We start from the raw sequence: 20,540 nt of genomic DNA, 5'->3' as shown, positions 1-20,540 counted from the left end.
TAGTAACAACCGTGGTAATTGGAATGAAAATAACGCGAGTGGCGTGGAAATCCCGCATGGAAGAGATACTTGAAAAGAAAACGTGATGTCGTCGCTAAGAATGCAGGATCGCTGACATCGCCAACCGGGAATTCGAGGCAGTGGCGCCAGCGGTAAAAGCGCGCTAGTTCCGGGCAATAAACTCGCGCACGGTTTCCACAAACAACTTGGATGCAGGCTCTCGCCCCAACAGCAAATGGCCGTTGCTGTCCAACCCGACAAATTCCGCATTGGGAATCGACGCTGCGAGGTCTCGCCCCACATCCACCGGAATACGCTGGTCGCCCAGTGAGTGGATCACCAGAGTGGGTACTTTGACCCTGGCCAGTTGTTCGCGCACGTCGATGTCGGCAAACACCGACAGGAAACGCACCGCATTTTCCGGCGATGTGGTCAACCGCTGAAATTCATTGAACCAGGCAAACTCTTCGGCATTGGCGGTGGGCATAAACGTGGAAGAAAAAATCTGGCGGTAGGCCGGATTATCCTGCCCCCAGCCGGTGGCGGTCAGAGTCATCACCGCTTCCCGCTCGCGGGTTAGCGCTTCGCTGGCGCCAATACGCCACCCGGCCGCATAACCACCGAACAGTATCAGGTGCTTCACCCGCTCGGGATAGCGCACCGCATATTCAATGGATACCGCTGCGCCCTGTGAAATACCGAGCAGGGAAAATTGTTCCACCCCGCAGGCATCCACCACTGTTTCCAGGTCGGTAACAAACGCATCAAATGAAATATCACTGACATTCCAGTCAGACAGACCGTTGCCGCGCTCGTCGTAGCGGATAAAACGATGGTCAGACGCGAGATCGCGAAACAGCGGGCTCCAGATGGGCGCGTCCCAATCGTGCTCGAGGTGTGTCAGCCAATTGGCGGCTTTGACGATGGGCGCTCCCTCTCCCACCGAGGCGTAGGCAATGCGCGCCCCATCTGCAGCTTTGCAGAAGTGGATTTTCTGCCGTGCCAGCAGCTCGCGCTCCGTGGGGCCCGCGGAGGGATTTCTTCTGCTGTCCGCCGCGGCGCGCGCATCTGCAGACCAGCTGATACCGGCCTTGGTGAACCGGCTGTCGAGCTCAGCGCCGAGAGAGGCGAGCTCAAGGGCCAGCCCCATGCGATCCAGTTGTGTAACCAGTGCTGTCGCAGCGGCCGGGTTCAATGGTTCCAGTTCATGCCAGCGCCGGGCCCACAGCAATTGCTCATCCAGGGGGCTCTCGTTATGACGCGCCAGGCGGGCACAGACTCCGGCGAACAGCCGCTCCAGCGCACGGCGCTCCGCATTGAGCCAGAGCTGGTACACATTCTGTTCCGGCAGGTCCAGGCCTTCGAGAAAGGGGGTGCCGAGGAGCCTGATGATTTCCTGCAGCCGGGAGGCGGGCAACTGGGGATTCTGCAGTTCTTCGGCAATGTTATGCGTATCAATGGCGATATCAGTGATCACCAGTGACACGCGCTCGCGGTCGGCCTGCAGGCGCTCCCGCTCCGGCGAATTGACCAGGGGGCGCAGTTTGCTCAGCGACCAACGCAGCGCTCCCCGCGGGTCATTCGGGGTCTCCCACAGGGCTTCACAAAGGCTGTCGCGGCGATGGGGGCGGCCGGTAATGGCCAGGTAGGCAAGCAGTGCGCGCGTGCGTTTTGAGGCCGGTAATTTGACTTCAATACCGTCATTAAAAAGCGCCAGACCGCCCAGGGTTTGAATAGAGACAGCCACCGTCGAGCTCCCTTTGACTCTATTTTTGTACGCACCTAATACAGCGACTTCTGCAGCGTCTTCCGCGCAGTGTCTTTTGCAAACTTTGTGCCGGAGCGGGAATGATACCCAGTTACCTTTAGAAGTTCATGCAGAAGTTCATGCAGAAGTTCATGCGGGACGTCTAGAGCGACATGCACGGAGTCATGTTTATCCCCCGCCCTTAAAATGTGATCGAATTTGTGGGCGCGGGTGGCGTCAACAAGTCATAAGAAGTGCCTGGACAGGCGAGGAGAGTTTCCTCCGCGTCGAACCTTTTACCACCCTATTCGTTCAATTTTTCCCGAGCTGAAATTCCGCTCCCGGGTTGCACAAAAAGTGCATTTCTTTTCCCAGCACCGGATGCTCAAAACCCAGTTCCTGCGCATGCAGCAGCAAACGCGGTGCCGCGGCGAGCGCCTCCCTGTGGGCGTAGAAAGGATCACCCAGAATCGGGTGGCCGAGGGCCTGCATGTGTACACGCAACTGGTGGGAACGACCCGTGACCGGGGTCAACTGCAGCAGGCTCGTTGCGCCGTCGCTGTCGAGTTTCCGCCAGCGGGTCAGCGACGGCTTGCCGTGCTCGAAATCCACTTTCTGTTTTGGCCGGTTCGGCCAGTCGCAGATCAGCGGCAGGTTTACCTCACCGCTGCTCTCTCCCGGCTCTCCCCACACCCGCGCAAGATAGCTTTTTTCCACCTGCCGATTCTGGAACAGCGCGCTCAGTTGTCGGTGCACTTCCGGCCCAAGCGCCATTACCACCAGCCCCGAGGTATCCATATCCAGGCGGTGCACGATCAGTGCATCCGGGTATTCCGCCTGCGCGCGGCTGGCGAGGCAGTCCCTGTGGGTCGGATGGCGCCCGGGCACGGTGAGCAGGCCGCTGGGCTTGTCCAGCACCAACAGGTAGGCATCGCTGTAGACAACATCGAGATAAGGTTCGACAGGCGGGGAATACGGGCGCAAAACAGAACTCGGAGAACATCGGGGTTGTTGGAATCCGCAAGCTTACGCAATTTTCCACCGGACTGCGCGCACGGCAGAATCACCGTCGCCACAGGCCACCCCACCGGGATATACGCTTCATATACAATCCATATATAATGCGTGCAATCACACAAGCGGAGACCACCATGGGAATCGTCAAAATATCCGATGCACTGCACGATGAGATCCGCCAGGCCAGTACGGTCATGTCGCGCTCCATCAACGCTCAGGCCGAGTTTTGGGTGCGGATTGGCATGCTCGCAGAGCTCAACCCGGACCTTACCTACAACCAGCTGTGCAAAATGCTGCTGCGCAACCCCGCTCCCAGCCTGGAGGCTCTCACCCGTGACTAAGGTGCAATTGAAAACGCCGCGGGAGCAGGAGCTGATGCGTCATTCCGGACAGCTTCTGAGTCAGGTCTTCCAGATGCTGGACGGCTTCGTCGCGGCCGGCATCACCACCATGGAAATCGACCGCCAGGTGGAGGACTTCATCACCAACACCCTGAAGGCACGCCCCGCCAGTAAAGGTCAGTACGACTACCCCTATTCCCTGAATAGCTCCATCAACGAAGTCGTGTGCCACGGTATGCCAAGCGCCTCACGCAAGCTGAAAAACGGCGATATCGTCAACCTGGACATCACCCTGGAGAAAGATGGTTTTATTGCCGACTCCAGCAAAATGTACCTGATCGGCGACGTTGCCCCCGCCGCCCGCCAGCTGGCGCGGGCCAGCTACGAGGCCATGTGGAAAGGCATTGAAACCGTGCGCCCCGGCGCAACCCTCGGCGACATTGGCCACGCCATCCAGCAGTATGCAGAGAAGCAAGGTTACAGCGTGGTACGGGAATACTGCGGCCACGGCATCGGCCGCGAAATGCACGAAGCCCCGCAGATCCTCCACTATGGCCGCCCGGGCACCGGTGAAGCACTGCAAGCAGGTATGACCTTCACCATCGAACCCATGATCAACCAGGGCACGTATAAAACCAAAACCAAGAAAGACGGCTGGACAGTGGTAACACGGGACAAAAAACTGTCTGCGCAATGGGAACATACCGTGCTGGTGACGAATCAGGGCTGCGAAGTACTTACGCTCAGATCGGAAGAAAAAAATCGAGCATAAACCGGCTTTGCAGATATATTTAACCGCCCACCTGGGGGAAATACCTAACACCGCAGAAGGCGGCCACCCTCGGCCCGGTCGGGCAGGCTGTTTTTCCGACAGCCCACGGAGCGGTTAAACCAGGGATCCAAGAACTGAGATCAGATTATGAGCAAAGAGTTAGCAGGAGCTTCCGGCCAGTGCCTGTGTGGAACCGTTAGATTTGAAGTAAACGGCACAATATCAGCATTCCATATTTGTTATTGCTCCCGCTGCAGGCACTCTACCGGCTCCGCCCATGCATCAAACCTCTTTACCGACCCCAAGAATATCTGCTGGATATCTGGAGAGGATTCCATTCAACGCTTCGAGTTGGCCTCAGCCCAGAGTTGGGCAAAACAATTCTGCAAGGTTTGTGGTTCCGGGGTTCCCTATATAAATCGCGCTGGTACACGCCTGGTAATCCCAGCGGGAAGCCTCAACGAGAATCTGCAAATTGCACCGGATGACAGGATATTTTGCGAAGACAGGTGCACCTGGGTTGAGAGCATACAGGACAGTCCCGAGTTTCCCGCCCTGCCGGAAAAAATCTGACAAAGTCAACAGCCACTACTGGTTGCGCCAGATCGCTCCAGGTGGAAAGCCATTTTTATGCGCAGCGCGGTTTCACGGATTTTGATCCTGCTGGCTCTGCGAGTTTCCACCAGTAACATTTATACACGATAGACTCTGAACATGGACTTGGTAAATATAGCTACGTTCGTACTCATGGCGACACTGCTTGTGATATCGCCCGGCCCCAATGGTGCCCTGATCGTAAAAACAGTACCCACCTCTGGCAGCAAGGCGGGGTTTGCCAATATCTTGGGGTTCATTGCAGCATTTTATGTTCACGGAACGCTGTCTGTATTCGGTATTTCGGTTCTGCTTTTACAATCAGCAGAGATATTTTTTGTTTTTAAAATTCTTGGCGCAGCATACCTCTGCTGGCTTGGTATTAAATCAATCCTGTCCGCCTGGAGAGTCGCACCGAACGCAGCAAGTTTGCCTTCCGACCCGCGCGAGAATAGAAAATCCATGCGTGTAGCTTTTCTTGAAGGCTTTATTACCAATGCGCTAAACCCGAAAGTATCCATGTTTTACTTGGCGGCTTTTCCGCAATTTCTGCCATTCAGCGATAGCGCGCCACTTGCTTATATTCTGGTCTCTGCTCACGCCGCCGTTAACCTGGTCTGGTTTTCAGCCATGGTCATTCTTTTGACTCAGCTGAAAGGGCTGTCAGTTAGCACCGGATTTTCCAGATGGCTGAAATCCGTCACCGGCGTTTTCTTTCTTGGCTTCGGAGCTAAACTGGCCTTTTTAAACTCGTAAAGCGTGGATGCGATTTGTTTCGCCATTGGAATCAGGAAGGAACCATGGATTCGGACAAAAACCGCCTGCTTATTTTAGCGGCAATGTGCACGACTCTTGCGGCAATTGCTCACCTTGGGTGTATTGTTTTTGGGGGCGACTGGTATCGTTTATTTGGCGCGGGGGAGGAAATGGCCCAGCTGTCTGAACAGGGCCACTGGTATCCCACCGCAGTAACTTCAACTATCGTCGCGATTCTATTGCTGTGCTCGCTTTATGCTCTTTCTGGCGCTCGCGTGATCCTCCGGCTACCGCTGTTGCGCACAGGCTTGTGCACTATTTCCTCTATCTTTCTTCTGCGCGGTGTTGCCTTTTTCGGTATCACCGCCTTGTTTCCGGGTAACAGTTTGCTGTTCTGGCTCGTCAGCTCGGGGATATGCCTGGGGATTGGGATGCTGTTCGCTGCTGGCACCACTCAGGTCTGGCCAAAACTCAGCGCAAAAAAGCCCTGAACGATACGCGAGTAGAGAGGCGCGCTTTCTCCAGCGTCTCATCCTGCACCCCCAAGAGGTATCGTCATGGATAAGGTTACTGCCAGAGATACATACTCGCTCTCTTATTGAGAATGTTTAACATAAACACTTCTGTACAGGGTCTGTTCGCCAGCCCGCAACAGACATGTAGTGGCAACAGGTGCTCTTCGCGCGGATGGCAGAAACGGGCACCCGGCGCTTTTTCCCAGAGAGCCAACCGCTGCATCCGCTCGGATTCGGACATCGCCTCGCTGGCACAGGTTTCCTGCAGCCATTGCTCGAACGCGATGTTTAGCCCGCGGGATTCCTCCGTTTCCTCGGCGAAGAAAGCGCGCATGTTGTGGAATGAGAAGCCGGAACCCACAACCAGCAGGTTCTCCCATTTCAATTCGTTAAGTGCGGCGCCTATCTCCAAATGCTCCTGCGCGTTCAGGGTGCGCTTCAGGGATAGCTGGACACAGGGAATGTCCGCCGTTGGAAACAGGATTTTCAATGGCACGAAAAGGCCGTGATCAAATCCCCGGTTCGCATCCCTCGCGGTTTCAATACCGGCTCCGGACAACGTCTCAAAGACCTGTTGCGCCAGCGACGGATCGCCAGGGGCCGGGTACTGGATATGGTAAGCCGCCTCGGGAAAACCGTAGTAGTCGTAAACCAGCGGCGGATTGCTGGCGACAGTGATGGTGGGTACTCGCTCTTCCCAGTGGGCGCTGACAACCAGTATCGCGGATGGTTTGCGCAGACGAGCGGCAATATTTTGCAGGCACACCTCCATTTCCCGGTGCCCCGGGTCTCCGAGCAACGGCAGTGGTCCGCCACCGTGAGACACAAACAGAATTTCCGGTTGCAGGATATTTTCCGGCATGATTTGCCATCCTTCCGTTAACAACAAGACACTAACCGCAATAACACAAAGCGTTGTTCTCACGCCGCGATTGCGCTTGTGCAGCGGCGAAAGCGGCCCTCAATTTTGCTCCGAGGAGACAAGGTGGCGCGCGAGGGACGCCCGGTCTTCCAATGTGGAACACACTACCGCCAGCAGCATGCCGACAACCGCACCTACCAGAGTATCCAGCACTCGCTCGGGTACCAGTTGCGCGCTTGCGGCTTCTCCGTGGCTGGCCAGATAAGTCATCAGCAGTGCCATGGGCGTTACCAGGATCTGCCCAAGAGCATAGTTCGAGCCAATCACGATTTCTGTCACAACCTGGAATATGGCGATCAGCGCGATCAGCACCCAGACCGAGGGGCCGCATGACAGGATCAACCAAACCAACCCCGCGCCCAGCACGGTGCCGAGCATACGCTGCAGCGCACGGTGCATATTGGTGTGCAGATGTGCCCCCTGCATCACCGCCACCGCGCCCATTGCGGCCCAGGCGGGAAAGTGTGCGCCCATGACTTTAGCCGCGCAGGCCGCAGCCAGTGCACCGCTGCCGATGCGCATCGCAACCACTAGGTGCTGGCGGGGAGACCGCACTGGGTCAGCGGGGAAGGAGATGCCGTCGCGCGCTTGCTGGCGGATAAATTCCGTCAGTACACACACCACCCAGGCCAGTGCGGCCACACCGGCCGTCGCCGCGCCACGCTCCAGCACCGCCTGCCAGCTCTGCACCTCGCTCATCGACGCGCCGGCCGCGAAGATGAAGATCAGCGGACCCGGGGGACCGAACTTCCCCTGCACGGCCACCACCGCAAACAGTCCACACAGCACCGCGAGCAGTAGCAGTTGCACCGCAAACGGCGCGCCGAGCCAGATGGCCGCGGACACGCTGAGCACCGCAAAGGTTTGCCAGAAACCGCTGGCCAGTACGATCCGGTTGCGCCCGGTACCCTGGGCGAAACGCCCGAACAGTGCCGCCAGGGTACCGAGGGACGCGTAGCCAATCAGGTGCGACCAGGGGGAGAGATACACCAGCGGCAGCGCGATAACGCCTGTCAGCGCCGCCTGCATACCCGCCAGGGCGGAATTGCGCATAAATGGTTGCGGCGCCAATGCCAGGCTCTCGCGTACACGCGCAGGGCGCAGAAGATGGCGTGCTGCGTCCCTACGTCGTACCGGCTCGGCACGGCCCTCGGTTGGCCACCACCGACTCTTCACTGCGCCTCCGGTTTTTCCGGCTGCAGTGCATCGATCCGCTGCGCAATGTGTTCAAAGTGCCCGAGCATAGTGCTGATCTCCGCATCAGACAGATCCGCCAGCAGCGCTTCCTCCGCCCGCAACAACTGCGCGCGAATTTCCGCCACGCGTTTTCTGCCGGCAGGAGTGAGGTAGATCCGGCGGGCGCGGCCATCGGTGGTATCGGCACGGCGCTCCAGCAGCCCCTCGCGGGAAAGGATATCCAGCAGCCGGACCAGGCTGGAGCTGTCGATGCCCACCAGTGCCGCCAGCGTTTTCTGGGTCATGCCATCGCCACTCTCCTGCAGGTGCACCAGCGGAACCCAGGTGGCGTCGGTGAGCCCCGCCGCAGCGAGATGGGTATCGATGGCACGGCGCCAGCGCCGCGCCAGCAGGGAAAAGCGGATACCAAAGTGTTCGCGCACGTTACTTGAATGGTTGGTCATAGCATCCGGCCAATAAATTGATTTGCAATTCAAATTAATTTAACCGAAATATCGGCAACGGTCAAAGCAGGTGTCGACCATTCCGGGAACAACTGCCAGATGCGGGATTGCGGGAGACAGGCAACAAACCTGTCGTCTCGCTAGGTGATGCTCTCCAGTGCCGCACGGATATCGGCGGGAATCGGGGCGGAACGCTGAACCGCGCGCTCGACAAACACATGGGTGAAGCTTCCGCTGGCGGCCGCCTGCCTCTCCCCCGCAGCGAAGATTCCCACCCGGTACACCACAGAGCTGTTGCCCAGTTTCTCCACCCGGATACCAGCTTCCAGTTGCTGCGGGTAGGCCAGGGGGGCGCGGTAATCACAGCTGGAGTTGACCACGAAGGCGACAACAGGCGCACTGTGGACATCCATCCCACCCTCTTCAATCAGGTAGCGGTTTACCGCGCTGTCGAAATAGCTGTAATAGGTCACGTTGTTGATATGGCCGTAGATATCGTTGTCGTGCCAGCGGGTGGTGATGGGGTAAAACACGCGGTAGTGATCGCGCGTGAACGTATCGTCATGGGTCATGGCTGTGCTTACTTCCCGGTGCTTCAGAAGGCGGCGCGGTAGATCGCCAGGGCGTCTGCCTCGGTGACAGCGCGGGGGTTGTTGACCAGCAGTCGCTGCTGTTGCATGGCATCTTCTGCCAGTTGCGGCAGGCGATCTTCCGTTACCCCGCAGTCCCGCAGGCGGCTGGGCAGGCCCAGTTCGACAATCAGGCTTTCCAGCCAGTCGATTAGCTGCCCGGTTTTCTGCTGCGGGCTGCCGGTAACACACTGGCCACCCATCACAAGTGGCGCCAGCTCCGCGTACAGTGGGGCTGCCGCCGAGGCATTGAACCGCAGAACATGCGGCAGCACCAGGGAATTACTTAGGCCGTGGGGAATATGGAAGTGGCCCCCAAGCGGATACGCGAGCGCGTGCACAGCGGCCACCGGTGCATTGGCGAATGCCTGGCCCGCATAGAGCGCGCCCAGCAGCATTTGGCTGCGGGCGTTCAGCTCATTCCCGCGGTGGGTGGCGTTGGCGATATTGCCAGCGAGCAACCGCAGCGCCTCGCGCGCCAGCATGTCGGAGACCGGATTTTTTTTGTGCGCGGAGGTATAGGCCTCAATAGCGTGCACCATAGCGTCGATACCGGTAGCCGCAGTCACCTTCGGCGGTAGCCCCAGGGTGAGCTGTGGGTCCAGCAGCGCAGTGTCCGGTTGCAGGTGCGGGGAGACGATACCGGCCTTGGTGGTTTTGCCGGTAGTGATGATGGCGATGGGCGTCACTTCGGAACCGGTACCGGCGGTGGTGGGCACCTGCAACAGGGGTAGCCGCGGTCCGCAGATGCTACCAACACCGTAGAGCTCATCGAGTGACTGGCGACAATCGGGGTGCGCCAGCACCGCGACCACCTTCGCCACGTCCATGGCGCTGCCGCCGCCAAAGCCGACGATCATTTCCGCTCCGAGCGCACGCGCTGCATGTACCGCGGCCTCCACCGTGGCGCTGCTGGGGTCCGCCTCCACCCGGTCGAAGATGCCGAGGCGCAGATCCGAACGGTCAAAGCCCGGCAGCACGCCGTCCAGTAGACCCGCATTGAGAATACCGGCATCGGTAACCAGCAAAACCCTGCCCGCGCCAGCGGCGCGGCAGCTCTCTGCCAATAGCCTGGCAGCGCCGGCCTCACACACGATGGTTTTGGTGGTGGAAAAGGTGAAGTTCTGCATAGGTCCCCCGTCAGGTTCAGGAAACCATTGAACGACCGCGACCGGGCCTTGGCCATTACCTCAGATTTCCGGTGCTGCCGGCCGCGGACTCAGCCCTCTGCCGGTTACGACCGCAGGAAGCCGCGCAACAAGCGCTCGACCATCTCGCGGCCCTCGCGACGGTCAGAGGGGGCGCTGCCGACGGCGCTGAACTCGAGATACTGAACTACCGCCAGCAGCAGGGCGCCATCGGTCTTCAGGTGGTGGTTCGACAGAGGAGCGCAAAACTGTTCCGCGACTTTTTTCAGGGTGGCGGTGTACTGCTGAACTTCGCGTGCGAGGACGTCTGGCAGGAACTGCGCAAACATGAACTGGCTCTCAATGGTCAGCTGCCGCCGCCGCGACTCCAGCGCGCTGTCAAAATACGCGTCAAACAGATCGCCGATGCCAGTGATGTAGGCTTCCTTTTCTACCAGCACCCCATCCCTGTTTACACATTCCCGCATCAGCGTCTTCTGATTCTCACCGAGCTCCGCCAGCACCGGCTGCAGATTCTCGAGAAACAGATGAAAAGCCGACAACAGCAGATTGTCGAATGTCTGAAAATAATAGGTGGTCATCGCCAGCTGCACGCCGGCGGCTTTGGCGATGTTGCGGTGCGACAGAGACGAGAGACCTTCGTCCGCGATCAGGTTCAGAGTGGCGTTGAGGATCTTGCGCTTGGCGATTTCCCGCTTCTCTGCCTTCTTGTTGACGGCCGACTGGCGGCCACCACTGGCTGAAGTCTTGTGCTGAGTTCCACTACTGGAAACCATGGATCACGCCTCGGGCGAAAATTCTGGGAAACCTTGTACTTCAGTACATAAAGGCGCAACCCTATACAAAGGTCATTTATTGGTCAAACGTGCAATAAAACGCCGCCGAGGTGCAGCTTACCCCGCTGAGCGCGGCCGTCATGGTTCAGACGGCTGCCTGAAGACCCACAAATGCTTATTGCCGCAAACTTCCCTTTTCCAACTCCAGCAATGCCTGCCGGTGCCCTTTCTGTGCCGCTTCACTAAACGCTGTGCGCGCCAGCTCAGGGTTGGGATCCACGCCCTCGCCACTCAGGAATAGCTTGCCCATCTGGTAGAGACACTCACTGTCTCCGGCGGTGGCGCACATCATGTACCAGAGAACCGCAAGCTCCGGGTCGGCACCGGGCAGGCGCTGCTGCTGGTGCAGCTTCGCCATCCCTAACTGGCCGGCGCTATCCGACATGGCCTGCCAGTAGGCTTTCTCAGCGCCCGGGAAATCGCGCTCCCCCCATCTGAGATCACCCTGCAGAGCGTAGGCGGCATCCGAGTGCACCGCCAGCGCGGCGTCCAAAAAAGTATTGGCAAGCGCGATGCGCGCCGCGGACTGCGGTGAAGATGCGGTCAGCACCCGGCGCGCGTAGGCGACGCGGGCACCGGTGTCCCCCGCTTCGGCGATCGGCTGCAGACGCGGCAACAGGGCTTCCAGATCCGCGTCCTGCCATCCCTGCTTCAGTTCAGATTGCAATATCAGCAGTTGCGCGGGGAGGAATCCCTCTTCGGCCGCCCGGCGCACATACGGAATGCCCTGGTGCAGTGAGGCATCCCAGCGCTCGGAAAAAAAGTACGTAGAGAGCAGCATCCACGCCCGCCCGGGCTCCAGGCGCTGGTCCGCCGCCGCCATGAACTGCTCAAACAGTTCCTCATTCGGTTCAACGCCGAGGCCCTGGCGATAGGTAAATGCAAGCCCGACCATGGCATTCGCGCTGCCTTTCTGCGCGGCGGACATCAGGAAATCGACGCCCTCCGCCTGCGACAGCGAGGCCAGCTTACCGGTCAGCGCGAGTATCCCGAGGCGAAACTCTGCCGTCTCGCTGCCGGCGCCAGTGGCATTTAAAAACTGCTGTGCCGCCAGCTCCGCCTCACCGCTGTCTTCCAGCAGCCGCCCGAGCCCGATCTGTGCCGAGGGGGTAGCGCTCTCGGCCAGCGGACGCACGATCTGCTCGACGTAATTGCCACCGACACCAGCAAAGGGATAAGTTGCGCCGAGCAGGACATTAATCGCGCGCTCGTTTTCGAAGAATACTTCCCGCTGTACACCAGTGTCCGGATCTTCCGCGGTCACCACGTACACCAGTCCGATACCGCCCACCACCGGCTGCAACACACTGTCGCGCACCTGATAGCCGGCGAGATGCAGGATTTCACCCGCGTGGTCCAGCAGCGCGATTTCATAGGCGGTGTCTATGCTCTGACCGTCGCCACTGCCAAGCACGCCGCGCAAAATATACTGCACCGCGTTCTCGTGCTGGCGGGCAAGCTCGGTCTCACCGAGATACTGATAACACTCCTGCGCCGCCAGGTGCGGTTCAAGCTCAAGGAAACTCCGCGCGCTCCACAGCTCCCAGTCCATCGCGGAGCAATCGTTGTTTTCATCGGCGGCCAGCCGGTCCATTTCCGCCTGGAAGGACTCGCGATCGTCCACCGCGGTCAGCAGGTACGAACTCTGGAGATATGCGGACCAGAATTCCGCGAAGGGCACCGCGTCGGGATCGCGTCGTATTCTCTGCGCAAGCTCGTCCAACCTTGCGTTGGCCTCGCGATACATTTCCGGTGAAAAGGCGCTGGTATCGGCCGGTGCCGCAGCGGGCAGCGACTCGCGCGTTGACGTTAGCGGTGTGCCGGAGTCCACAGCCCCGGGCGCCGCGCAGCCACTCAGCAACGCAGCCAACCCCGCCCACAGCCAGTGTCTTTTGAAATTGGCCATAATTTTTCCTGTCTGATTTTCTCGCATCGCTATTTGCGCTCGAGCAGCTCCCGCGCCAGGTTGCGCGCGCGGTCGCGCCGCTCGTTCGGTGTCACCGATACGGGTGCCAGCCATATGGAATAGGTCAGGCTGGGGTCGAGCCGGTCGATGGCCTGCAGGTATTCGCCGAAGCGCTCCGGCGCAACGGATTTGTCCAGTGACTGATAGCGGTAATTCACCGTCACCTGTTTCGGCGACTTCTCCACATCGCGGGAGAATTCGAACCAGGGATTATTGATGGTCTCGGCATTCTGTCCATTCAGCCAGCGCAGATCGCCGCTGTTTTTGGCGATCACGGTGAAGCGCTCATCCACCTGCAGTTGCCCCGGCAAGCGAAATGGGTATTCGCGCTGGCGCGCCTTTGGCAGAGAAATATTCGCCACCACGCTGGCGGCAGCGAGCTTCAGCAGGTTCTGGCCGCCGCTGTTCTCGCCGAGATTGCGCAGCCGATATTTTTCCCGCACACGCAGCTCGTTGCGCCCTTCGACTTCCGTGATTTCCACCGGTTCGAGCTTTTCGATGGCGGGAAAATAGCGCGCGTAAAACTGCAGGAAATCATTGGTGACGGTGTCCACATCGCGGTAGCCGGCGTAAGCGCGCATGTCTTCCGCACTCCAGCCCACATAGTGGCTGATTACTTCGAACACCGCCGACTGGCGGTTGTGATCCAGGGTCAGGGTTTCCTCCACGGAAATGCGCGCGCTCAGCTGCTCCGCCGCCACCGGCTCGATTCTGGTGAGGCTTTCGCCCTCGCCGTCGACCACCAGCGCCCAGTTGAAATCCGGCAGCGACATGGCCTGCAACGCACCGCTCTGGCTGGTAGCGGTGGGGTCTACCCAGTAGCGCTTGCCGTCGAGTTCAAACGTGGTAATCACATGGTCAAACTGACCCGGGGACGGCAAGCGCGCATCCAGGTCCAGGTTTTCCACCGAAGACACCAGCGCCGGGTGCGCCTCAATGCCGAGGTGGCGCAGTGCCGCGATCAGCAGCACGGTTTTGTCCTTGCAGTCACCGAAGCGCCGGTCGTAGGTTTCCAGCGGCGATGACGGCAGGTGGGAATTCACTCCGTGTTCGATGCCGAAATAGCGGATGTGCTCCTGAATCCACTGGGTTGCAGCCGCGGCCTTGTGCGCGGGGCTGCCGCGCAGTTCCTGCAGCCAGCGGCCAAACTCCGCCGGCACCGGATCGGCGGCGGCGCCGTAGAGAGTATTCGCCCAGCCGTTTACCTGTTGCCAGTCGGTGTACTGGGTGTATTCGAGATAGGGATAGGGGGAGAGCCACTCGGGCACGCCGTCTTCCTGGCGCAGCGCCGCGCTGTTGCGGATGTCGACAAAGTAGCGGGTCAGTTCGCCTTCACTGCGTTTTTTGACCCTGGTGATGCCATCGCTGGTGCGCACATACAGCGGTTGTGCCTTAGGACTCAGCAGACCGATGTATATCCGTTCGATAGCCACGCCCCAGGCCAGCAGTTCACGGCCGAAGAAGCGGTCGCCCAGCACCGGATTGCTGCCGCGCACGGTGTAGCTGTACTCGACGATATCGCCGATACGCAGGTCTTTCAGCAGCAGCATCGCGGTCCAGCGCTCCGCGTACAGATCCTTGTCGAGCTCCTCTTCGCGCTGGAACAATTTGATGTCCGCCGATTGCAGTCGGTCGCTGCGCACACCGTCGCGCACCACGCTGACATCGTGAATGATCAGTTCTTCATAGGCCGGGGAGAAGCCCAGGCTGATGCTGGAAATCTGCTGCAGGCCCTGCTGGCGCAGCGGCTGCATCACGAAGCGGAAAAAGCGCTCTTTCTTGTCGCCGGCGAGATTGATCTGGCTGTCCAGCAGCAGATTGCGCAGACCGTCGTCTGCCGGTGCCTCGCCGCGTCCCTCGCCCTCCGGCAGCGCCAGCGGCTGTACCCAGTCGGGGCGCGGCGCCAGCTGGTATTCCGCCATGCTCACCGGCTCCGCCTCGGCGGAGGAAATGACCAGAAGGGTGACAATTGACCACAAGACGCGCGCGACGCGGCGCGGCAGCAACATCTGCTTCATTATTTTTTCACTGCATACAGACAAAAAGATGGACCGCAGGCGGCCTTGCTCATTGTGCGGCCGCCTGCGGTCCATCATATAGGCTGGACGGGGGGAGCACCACGCCCGGAAGAGCGGGCTGCGGCCGGTCAGAAAAATCCGGCAAACAGCCCAGGGGGATCAACCATGCAGGAAGCAGACCGACATCCTATTCAACAACTCGTTAACACACAGGTTCAGGAAACTTGCCACAGGTGACCGACTGAATCCATTTCTCACCCAGCGTGAACTGGCAGACGTAATCCCGCGTCAGGCCGTGTTTCGCGGCGAAGTGCTCGGTAAGGCGCAACACCAGCGTCTGCTCCTCAAGGCGCAGTTCGACGGCCTCGGCGACTTCGAAACCGAAATAATCCCGCACCGAAGGATACAGCGCTTTAAACAGGCTCTCCTTGGCGGAAAAGATGAGTGTGAGCGCGACCCGCTCGGACAGTCCCTGATTGCTGAGCAGTTCCCGCTCCTGGCGAGTTGCCACTATTGTGGCGATCTCGCGGCAGACCCGGGCGGGGATGAGAGCCTCCACATCGATACCGAGATAATCCATGTCCACACGGTGATTCACCGCGCATACCGCCACACGGTCCATATGGGAGATGGAGCCCACCACACCGTCCGGCCACAGCGGATTGCGCTGCTCGCCAATCCCCACCTGCACATCCCGGTAGCGCGCCGGCGCAAGGTCCTGCAGAGCCAGCCGCGCGACATAGCGCCCCGCGAGAAACTCTGCCTGTCGTTTGGGCACCGAACGCGCGATAGCCTCGGGCATGGCAATGCCCAGCTCCGCGTACAGCGTCGCCTGGTAGCCGGCAGAATCAAATTCACAGCGCACATGGCGCACGCCGGTTCTCGCGTCCGTTTCGGAGTGCACCGTGCCGACAAAGGGGCGTTCATTCACCGACATTTTCTTCGCGGCTGCGTCGCGCATGCAATATTCCTGCTTACACCGTCAGTTTCCGCTTTCGTTCAGCAGCTCTTGCCGTTCGCGCTCGTATTCCCGGTAATCTTTCTGGTATTGCGCCACGCACTCGGCATACTGGCTGTCCGGGTACCGCTCGCAGTGCTGTATGCGATTCTGTTGGATGCCATCGTATAGCTGCTGGTTGCTGCACGCGGCTAGCGCCGTGGCCGCGATTGCCATCAGGACATAGGTTGGTTTCACAGGGTCACTCCTTTTCTGTGGTTGCCGCAGTGGCCTGGGGGATCAAGGACTCCAGAATTTCATACAACACCGCTACCCGCTCTTCGTTGGGAAAATACTTGTTGGCAAGCAGCACGAAACCGAAGCGTTTTTCCGGAATGAACGCCACATAGGTAGAGAAGCCGCCGGTAGAGCCGGTCTTGTTGATCAGAACATTGTTCTGCGGTTGCAGCGCGGGCACAATCCCGCGCACCGGGTGGTCGCCGGCAATCATCGCCCGCGAATTTCCCGCCAGCAGCTGGCCCCGATCCACAGGTAGTGTGTACTGTTCCCACACCATGTCCTGCACATAGTAATCCGTTTCGAAATAGCCGTGACGGGTCTGTTGCAACGCTCGCCCCAGGTCCGCCCCCACTTTAACCATCTGCATCTGCGCCGCCAGGTACCGGGTCAGGTCGGCGGCGCTTGAGCGCACGCCGTAGGCTTCCCTCCCCAATAGCCCCATATCCAGGCGCACCGGCTGGTGACTACTGTTGTGACCCTCGGCATAGCCCGCCATTTTCTCCTGCGGCACGTCGATATAGGTCTCGGACAACCCCAGGCCGCGGAAGATGTGCTCCTCCATCGCGCGGGCGAACGGCTGGTTCAGACTGCGCGCCGCGACCAACCCCAACAGGCCGCTGCCGGGGTTGGAGTAGGTGCGTTTGCTGCCGGGTGTGTACTGTGGTTGCCAGGCGCGAAAATAGTCCAGCAGTTGCTGGTCGCTGCGCACTTCCGCCGGCACCTGTAGCGGGAAATGCCCGGCGGTGTGGGTGGCGAGGTTGAGTACAGAGACGGAATCCATGGCGCTGCCACGCAGCGGTGGCAGATAAGTACTCACGGGCTCGCCGAGATCCAGCGAACCTTTCACCGCCGCGTAGGCGGCCAGGGTGGCGGTAAAGGTTTTACTCACCGAGCCGATTTCAAACAGGGTGCGCTCGGTGACCGGCACCCCGCCTTCGAGGGCAGTGTCACCGACGTTGAAAAAAAAGGGTTCACCGTCAATAGTTAGGGCGAGCGCCATCCCCGGTATCTGGTATTTTTCCACCAGCGGCTCAATCGCGGCGATGACCACGGATTCGAGCCGCGCGGGCTCAGTGGCGGCAGCAGCCGGACCGTCTTCCGCTGCCTGCGCGGAGGCGAGGCCTACCACCCCCGCCATGAGCAGACCGGTGAGAGGAGGCCAGGCAGCCAGAATCCGGGAACGAATTGACGACATAACGTGATTCCTTGGCGGGCTGCCGCGTAACGGGGCCGGCGAAACCGCGGGTTATTATTGGGGTCTGACCATGCAGCGGGCAGTTAGTGCACTATAGCCCGAAACAAATTCCGGGCCCGCAACCGAACTCGAAAGCGCCGACACGGGTCGGATACACTCTGACAGTCATTGTGGTGAAAGAAGCAGTCCCGGGACCATGCGATCATTTGTGAAAAAAGCCATTCTCCTACTGCTGGCGCTGGGACTGCTGACGGCGAGCGCCTTTGTGGTATTTCCCGGGCTCAAATACGAGCTCTATCGCAAGCTGCCGCCGAAAATACGCTGGAATATCTCTTACGCACTCACCGACAAGTTTGTGGTGGGGATGGTCTACTTCGTCGAGCGCAACAATCAGCTGCTGCTGGTGCGCCACACTTACCAGGACAAGTGGGCACTGCCCGGGGGCTGGATGGAGCACAATGAGTCGTTCGAGGAGTCGGCGCGCCGCGAGTTGCGCGAGGAACTGAATATCAAGATCGACGAGTTCGAGGTACTGGAGGTGAACAAGGTGCCGCGCTCCGGAATCATTAATATCGCCATTCGCGGACGCCTGAAGGATCAGCACATCGCCATTGGCGACGGGGAAATCTACGGTTATCGCTTCTTCGACTTGCACCGGCTGCCGGACGATGTGATCTACACCCACAAGCCGTATATCAAGCGGTATCTGGAAATGCGCCGTCCGCCGCGGCAGCTGCCCCCGGAAGAGCCGCCGGCAGCGGCGCCACCGGAGCGGCAGTCACCCTGAGGGGGCGGCCGCCGGTCAGCCCTTGATGCCGTTGGCGATCTGGAAGATCACCCGCGCCGCGGTGCGCGCGGCGTGGTCCTCGATATCGAAGTAGGGGTTGAACTCGGCGATGTCCGCCAGGCATACCTTTTTCGATTCCAGCACCGTATCCAGCAGCGGTTCGAACAATTCAAACGCCACCCCGCGCCCGGCGGGCGCACTCACCGCCGGCATAATGGCCGCGGGGAACACGTCCAGGTCGACGGTGAGATACACGAAATCCACCCGATCGATAAAGTCGGCGATCTGTTTCTGTACCAGTTCGATGCGCCAGGGCACGATCTCGCGATCGGAGATTACCTGTGCCCCCAGCTCTTCTGCGCGCTGGTAGAGCGCGGGTGTGTTGGCGGTGGCGGCGGCACCCACGCACAGGTAGTGAAAAGGGCGACCGTTCAGGTCGCACTGCTCGGCAATCTGGTAAAACGGCGTGCCGGAGGAACCTTTCGGTGCCGGCAGACGGATATCCAGATGGGCGTCGAAGTTGATGATGCCGAGGGTCTTGTCCCGGTGCTGCTCGCGCATCCAGCGCGCAATGCCCTGATAGCTGCCGTAGGCAATCTCATGGCCACCGCCGAGCACCATGGGGAAATGGCCGGCGGCCATCAGTTCGGTAATACGCGCGCCAAGCATGGCCTGGGCGGACTCCAGGTCCTCCTTCTCCACCCGCACATTGCCCGCGTCGTAGAGCGGCGCGCGGAAGGTCTTCGGCAGGTTCGCCAGCGCCAGCCGCAGGATGCGCGGGCCCTTGGCCGCGCCGATACGCCCCTTGTTGCGGCGCACCCCTTCGTCACTGGCGAAGCCGAGGATGGCAAAACCGGGCGGGCTGTCGAGGTGCAGCGGCACGATGTCCTGGTGCCAGCGGCGGCCGGCCTTGCCGTCCTCCCTGTCGATCCGACCGCTCCATAAGCGCATATCAGCCAGCTGTAACATGGCGACCCCCAAAAAATACGTCTGCAGGTTGTAGCGCGCCCAGTTCATAGGCGAGCTGGTCCGGGCTCTCCATCGGCCACAAGACCATGTCGGCGCGCAGGCCGGCGCGCAGCACGCCGCGGGAACAGCAGATGCCGAGGGCGCGAGCGGCGGCGCGGGTGACGCCGGCGAGGGCTTCCGCCGGGGTCAGGCCGAACAGGTTGCAGCTCATGTTCATCATCAGCCGCAGGGAGGCAATAGGACAGGTGCCGGGGTTCAGATCGGTGGAAATAGCCATGGGCACGCCGGCGGCGCGCAGCTTGTCCACCGGCGGCACGCGGGTTTCTTTCAGGGTATAGAAGGCGCCGGGCAGCAGCACTGCGGCGGTGCCGCTCTCGGCCATGGCGGCGACATCCTCATCGGTGATGTATTCGATGTGGTCCACGGACAGGGCGCTGGCGCGCGCCGCCATGCGGGTGGCGCCGGTACTGGCGAGCTGCTCGGCGTGGACTTTTACCGGCAGGTCGAGCCTGTGCGCGGCGTCGATGACGCGCTGGCACTGTTCGACGGAGAACGCGATGTTTTCGCAGAACATGTCCACCGCGTCCGCCAGCTGTTCTTTCGCCACCGCGGGCAGGATTTCGTCGCACACCAGCGCGATGTAGTCGTCGGCGCGGCCGTCGTACTCCGGTGGCAGGGCGTGGGCGGCGAGGCAGGTGGTGGTCACATTTACCGGGTGATGCTGGGCGAGGCGGCGGGCGACACGCAGCTGTTTGAGTTCGGTGTCGAGGTCGAGGCCGTAGCCGGATTTGATTTCGACGGTGGTGACGCCTTCGCGGATGAGAGCTTTGAGGCGCGGCTCGGCACTGCGGTAGAGGTCGGCGGCGCTGGCGGCGCGAGTGGAGCGCACGGTGGAGAGGATGCCACCACCGGCGCGGGCGAGGTCTTCGTAGCTTTCGCCACCGAGGCGGCGCGCGAACTCGCCGGCGCGGTGGCCGCCGTAGACCAGGTGGGTGTGGCAGTCGATCAACCCGGGGGTCAGCCACTGGCCCTCGCCGTCGACGATCTGGTCGGCGGCAGTCTCGGGCAGCTCGCGGCGCGGACCTATCCACACAATTCTGTTGCCGGTCACCGCCACCGCAGCGTCTTCAATCGCACCGTAGGCCCCCGGCAGGGACGGGTCCATGGTGGCCGCGTGGACATTGGTAATCAGCAGATCACAGCGTTCAGTCATCTTCGCTCACTGAGTTGGCGTTAATTCTAACAATAGCCCGGGTTGGGATTTTTTGGCGTGGATTCTCTTGTCTGACCACACAGGGTCGTAACTCTGCTCCGGCCCCGTGGCGGTGAAGCACCGGGTATGGCTTTTTGAAACCGGGCTAGGCGCCCCCCTTCAATACATCCCTGTACGCTGCGTCAGCGGCGTCCATGCCGCTGACGCTTTCAAAAAGCCATACCCGGCACTCCACCTT

At 60.3% G+C, this 20,540-nt stretch carries 21 protein-coding genes; 6 read left to right on the top strand and 15 right to left on the bottom strand.

The window, feature by feature from the left end:
• Window positions 1-163 precede the first annotated feature (163 nt).
• Window positions 164-1,747: a bifunctional AfsR/SARP family transcriptional regulator/alpha/beta hydrolase gene (locus FDY93_RS04030; protein WP_246068449.1), complete on the bottom strand. Its 1,584-nt coding sequence runs from the start codon at window positions 1,745-1,747 to the stop codon at window positions 164-166.
• Window positions 1,748-2,059: 312 nt separating this feature from the next.
• Window positions 2,060-2,731, bottom strand: a complete 672-nt coding sequence (locus FDY93_RS04025) for a pseudouridine synthase (RefSeq protein ID WP_138234447.1) — start codon at window positions 2,729-2,731, stop codon at window positions 2,060-2,062.
• A gap of 167 nt (window positions 2,732-2,898) precedes the next feature.
• On the opposite strand from FDY93_RS04025, the gene FDY93_RS19695 reads away from it, so the two are divergent.
• The 5 genes from FDY93_RS19695 to FDY93_RS04005 all read left to right on the top strand — a co-directional run bounded on the left by FDY93_RS19695 (window position 2,899) and on the right by FDY93_RS04005 (window position 5,718).
• Window positions 2,899-3,105, top strand: coding sequence for a ParD-like family protein (locus FDY93_RS19695; RefSeq protein WP_240914036.1), 207 nt, complete (start codon window positions 2,899-2,901; stop codon window positions 3,103-3,105).
• Entirely contained in the window at window positions 3,098-3,877 is a 780-nt protein-coding gene (gene map / locus FDY93_RS04020; RefSeq protein WP_421654234.1) for a type I methionyl aminopeptidase, read from the top strand. Before FDY93_RS19695 ends, map begins: the two co-directional genes overlap by 8 nt.
• Before the next feature lie 147 nt (window positions 3,878-4,024).
• Entirely contained in the window at window positions 4,025-4,450 is a 426-nt protein-coding gene (locus FDY93_RS19935; protein ID WP_138234445.1) for a GFA family protein, read from the top strand.
• A 174-nt stretch (window positions 4,451-4,624) separates the two neighbouring features.
• Window positions 4,625-5,227 (top strand): LysE family translocator, encoded by a 603-nt coding sequence (locus tag FDY93_RS04010; RefSeq protein WP_246068448.1) that lies wholly within the window; start codon window positions 4,625-4,627, stop codon window positions 5,225-5,227.
• 44 nt (window positions 5,228-5,271) lie between these two features.
• Window positions 5,272-5,718 (top strand): hypothetical protein, encoded by a 447-nt coding sequence (locus FDY93_RS04005; protein ID WP_138234443.1) that lies wholly within the window; start codon window positions 5,272-5,274, stop codon window positions 5,716-5,718.
• Window positions 5,719-5,794: 76 nt separating this feature from the next.
• Here the strand turns inward: FDY93_RS04005 and FDY93_RS04000 are convergent, their stop codons facing one another.
• From FDY93_RS04000 to ampC, 11 genes are all read right to left on the bottom strand, one after another.
• On the bottom strand, window positions 5,795-6,604 hold the full coding sequence (locus FDY93_RS04000) for a DODA-type extradiol aromatic ring-opening family dioxygenase (RefSeq protein WP_138234442.1): 810 nt from the start codon (window positions 6,602-6,604) through the stop codon (window positions 5,795-5,797).
• Between the two features lie 99 nt (window positions 6,605-6,703).
• On the bottom strand, window positions 6,704-7,717 hold the full coding sequence (locus FDY93_RS03995) for an FUSC family protein (RefSeq protein ID WP_138234441.1): 1,014 nt from the start codon (window positions 7,715-7,717) through the stop codon (window positions 6,704-6,706).
• Window positions 7,718-7,836: 119 nt separating this feature from the next.
• Window positions 7,837-8,304 (bottom strand): MarR family winged helix-turn-helix transcriptional regulator, encoded by a 468-nt coding sequence (locus tag FDY93_RS03990; protein ID WP_138234440.1) that lies wholly within the window; start codon window positions 8,302-8,304, stop codon window positions 7,837-7,839.
• A 140-nt stretch (window positions 8,305-8,444) separates the two neighbouring features.
• Window positions 8,445-8,876, bottom strand: coding sequence for an acyl-CoA thioesterase (locus tag FDY93_RS03985; RefSeq protein ID WP_138234439.1), 432 nt, complete (start codon window positions 8,874-8,876; stop codon window positions 8,445-8,447).
• A gap of 23 nt (window positions 8,877-8,899) precedes the next feature.
• Entirely contained in the window at window positions 8,900-10,063 is a 1,164-nt protein-coding gene (locus FDY93_RS03980) for an iron-containing alcohol dehydrogenase (RefSeq protein WP_138234438.1), read from the bottom strand.
• Between the two features lie 104 nt (window positions 10,064-10,167).
• Window positions 10,168-10,857 carry a TetR/AcrR family transcriptional regulator gene (locus FDY93_RS03975; RefSeq protein WP_138234437.1) on the bottom strand — a complete coding sequence of 230 codons (690 nt, stop codon included), beginning with the start codon at window positions 10,855-10,857 and terminating at the stop codon, window positions 10,168-10,170.
• Between the two features lie 175 nt (window positions 10,858-11,032).
• Window positions 11,033-12,823, bottom strand: a complete 1,791-nt coding sequence (locus tag FDY93_RS03970) for a tetratricopeptide repeat protein (RefSeq protein ID WP_138234436.1) — start codon at window positions 12,821-12,823, stop codon at window positions 11,033-11,035.
• Window positions 12,824-12,852: 29 nt separating this feature from the next.
• Window positions 12,853-14,901 (bottom strand): DUF3857 domain-containing transglutaminase family protein, encoded by a 2,049-nt coding sequence (locus tag FDY93_RS03965; protein ID WP_171018880.1) that lies wholly within the window; start codon window positions 14,899-14,901, stop codon window positions 12,853-12,855.
• A 202-nt stretch (window positions 14,902-15,103) separates the two neighbouring features.
• Window positions 15,104-15,862 (bottom strand): 4'-phosphopantetheinyl transferase family protein, encoded by a 759-nt coding sequence (locus FDY93_RS03960; protein ID WP_138234434.1) that lies wholly within the window; start codon window positions 15,860-15,862, stop codon window positions 15,104-15,106.
• Between the two features lie 21 nt (window positions 15,863-15,883).
• Complete coding sequence (locus tag FDY93_RS03955; protein WP_138234433.1) at window positions 15,884-16,096, bottom strand: hypothetical protein; 213 nt, start codon at window positions 16,094-16,096, stop codon at window positions 15,884-15,886.
• 4 nt (window positions 16,097-16,100) lie between these two features.
• A complete protein-coding gene (gene ampC, locus FDY93_RS03950) occupies window positions 16,101-17,333 on the bottom strand; it encodes a class C beta-lactamase (protein WP_246068447.1) in 1,233 nt (410 codons plus the stop codon).
• Window positions 17,334-17,529: 196 nt separating this feature from the next.
• Between ampC and FDY93_RS03945 the strand changes: the two genes are divergently transcribed.
• Complete coding sequence (locus FDY93_RS03945; RefSeq protein WP_138234432.1) at window positions 17,530-18,120, top strand: NUDIX hydrolase; 591 nt, start codon at window positions 17,530-17,532, stop codon at window positions 18,118-18,120.
• Window positions 18,121-18,135: 15 nt separating this feature from the next.
• On the opposite strand, the gene hutG is transcribed toward FDY93_RS03945, so the two are convergent.
• Window positions 18,136-19,089: a formimidoylglutamase gene (gene hutG / locus FDY93_RS03940; RefSeq protein WP_138234431.1), complete on the bottom strand. Its 954-nt coding sequence runs from the start codon at window positions 19,087-19,089 to the stop codon at window positions 18,136-18,138.
• A complete protein-coding gene (gene hutI, locus FDY93_RS03935; protein ID WP_138234430.1) occupies window positions 19,073-20,302 on the bottom strand; it encodes an imidazolonepropionase in 1,230 nt (409 codons plus the stop codon). The genes hutG and hutI overlap by 17 nt, the downstream gene beginning before the upstream one ends.
• Window positions 20,303-20,540 lie beyond the last annotated feature (238 nt).

It is taken from the genome of Microbulbifer harenosus (assembly GCF_005771435.1).
Classification (GTDB): Bacteria; Pseudomonadota; Gammaproteobacteria; order Pseudomonadales; family Cellvibrionaceae; genus Microbulbifer; species Microbulbifer harenosus.
The sequence above is the reverse complement of the archived record's forward strand: the minus strand, read 5'-3'. Positions and strand labels throughout refer to the sequence as shown.

Bases quoted from the DNA above. Each gene is read 5' to 3' on its own strand.
- FDY93_RS19695 (WP_240914036.1), top strand. From the start codon at position 2,899: ATGGGAATCGTCAAAATATCCGATGCACTGCACGATGAGATCCGCCAG.
- FDY93_RS19935 (WP_138234445.1), top strand. From the start codon at position 4,025: ATGAGCAAAGAGTTAGCAGGAGCTTCCGGCCAGTGCCTGTGTGGAACC.
- FDY93_RS04010 (WP_246068448.1), top strand. From the start codon at position 4,625: ATGGCGACACTGCTTGTGATATCGCCCGGCCCCAATGGTGCCCTGATC.
- FDY93_RS04005 (WP_138234443.1), top strand. From the start codon at position 5,272: ATGGATTCGGACAAAAACCGCCTGCTTATTTTAGCGGCAATGTGCACG.
- FDY93_RS04000 (WP_138234442.1), bottom strand. From the start codon at position 6,604: ATGCCGGAAAATATCCTGCAACCGGAAATTCTGTTTGTGTCTCACGGT.
- FDY93_RS03995 (WP_138234441.1), bottom strand. From the start codon at position 7,717: ATGCGCAATTCCGCCCTGGCGGGTATGCAGGCGGCGCTGACAGGCGTT.
- FDY93_RS03990 (WP_138234440.1), bottom strand. From the start codon at position 8,304: ATGACCAACCATTCAAGTAACGTGCGCGAACACTTTGGTATCCGCTTT.
- FDY93_RS03985 (WP_138234439.1), bottom strand. From the start codon at position 8,876: ATGACCCATGACGATACGTTCACGCGCGATCACTACCGCGTGTTTTAC.
- FDY93_RS03980 (WP_138234438.1), bottom strand. From the start codon at position 10,063: ATGCAGAACTTCACCTTTTCCACCACCAAAACCATCGTGTGTGAGGCC.
- FDY93_RS03975 (WP_138234437.1), bottom strand. From the start codon at position 10,857: ATGGTTTCCAGTAGTGGAACTCAGCACAAGACTTCAGCCAGTGGTGGC.
- FDY93_RS03970 (WP_138234436.1), bottom strand. From the start codon at position 12,823: ATGGCCAATTTCAAAAGACACTGGCTGTGGGCGGGGTTGGCTGCGTTG.
- FDY93_RS03965 (WP_171018880.1), bottom strand. From the start codon at position 14,901: ATGAAGCAGATGTTGCTGCCGCGCCGCGTCGCGCGCGTCTTGTGGTCA.
- FDY93_RS03960 (WP_138234434.1), bottom strand. From the start codon at position 15,862: ATGCGCGACGCAGCCGCGAAGAAAATGTCGGTGAATGAACGCCCCTTT.
- ampC (WP_246068447.1), bottom strand. From the start codon at position 17,333: ATGTCGTCAATTCGTTCCCGGATTCTGGCTGCCTGGCCTCCTCTCACC.
- FDY93_RS03945 (WP_138234432.1), top strand. From the start codon at position 17,530: ATGCGATCATTTGTGAAAAAAGCCATTCTCCTACTGCTGGCGCTGGGA.
- hutG (WP_138234431.1), bottom strand. From the start codon at position 19,089: ATGTTACAGCTGGCTGATATGCGCTTATGGAGCGGTCGGATCGACAGG.
- hutI (WP_138234430.1), bottom strand. From the start codon at position 20,302: ATGACTGAACGCTGTGATCTGCTGATTACCAATGTCCACGCGGCCACC.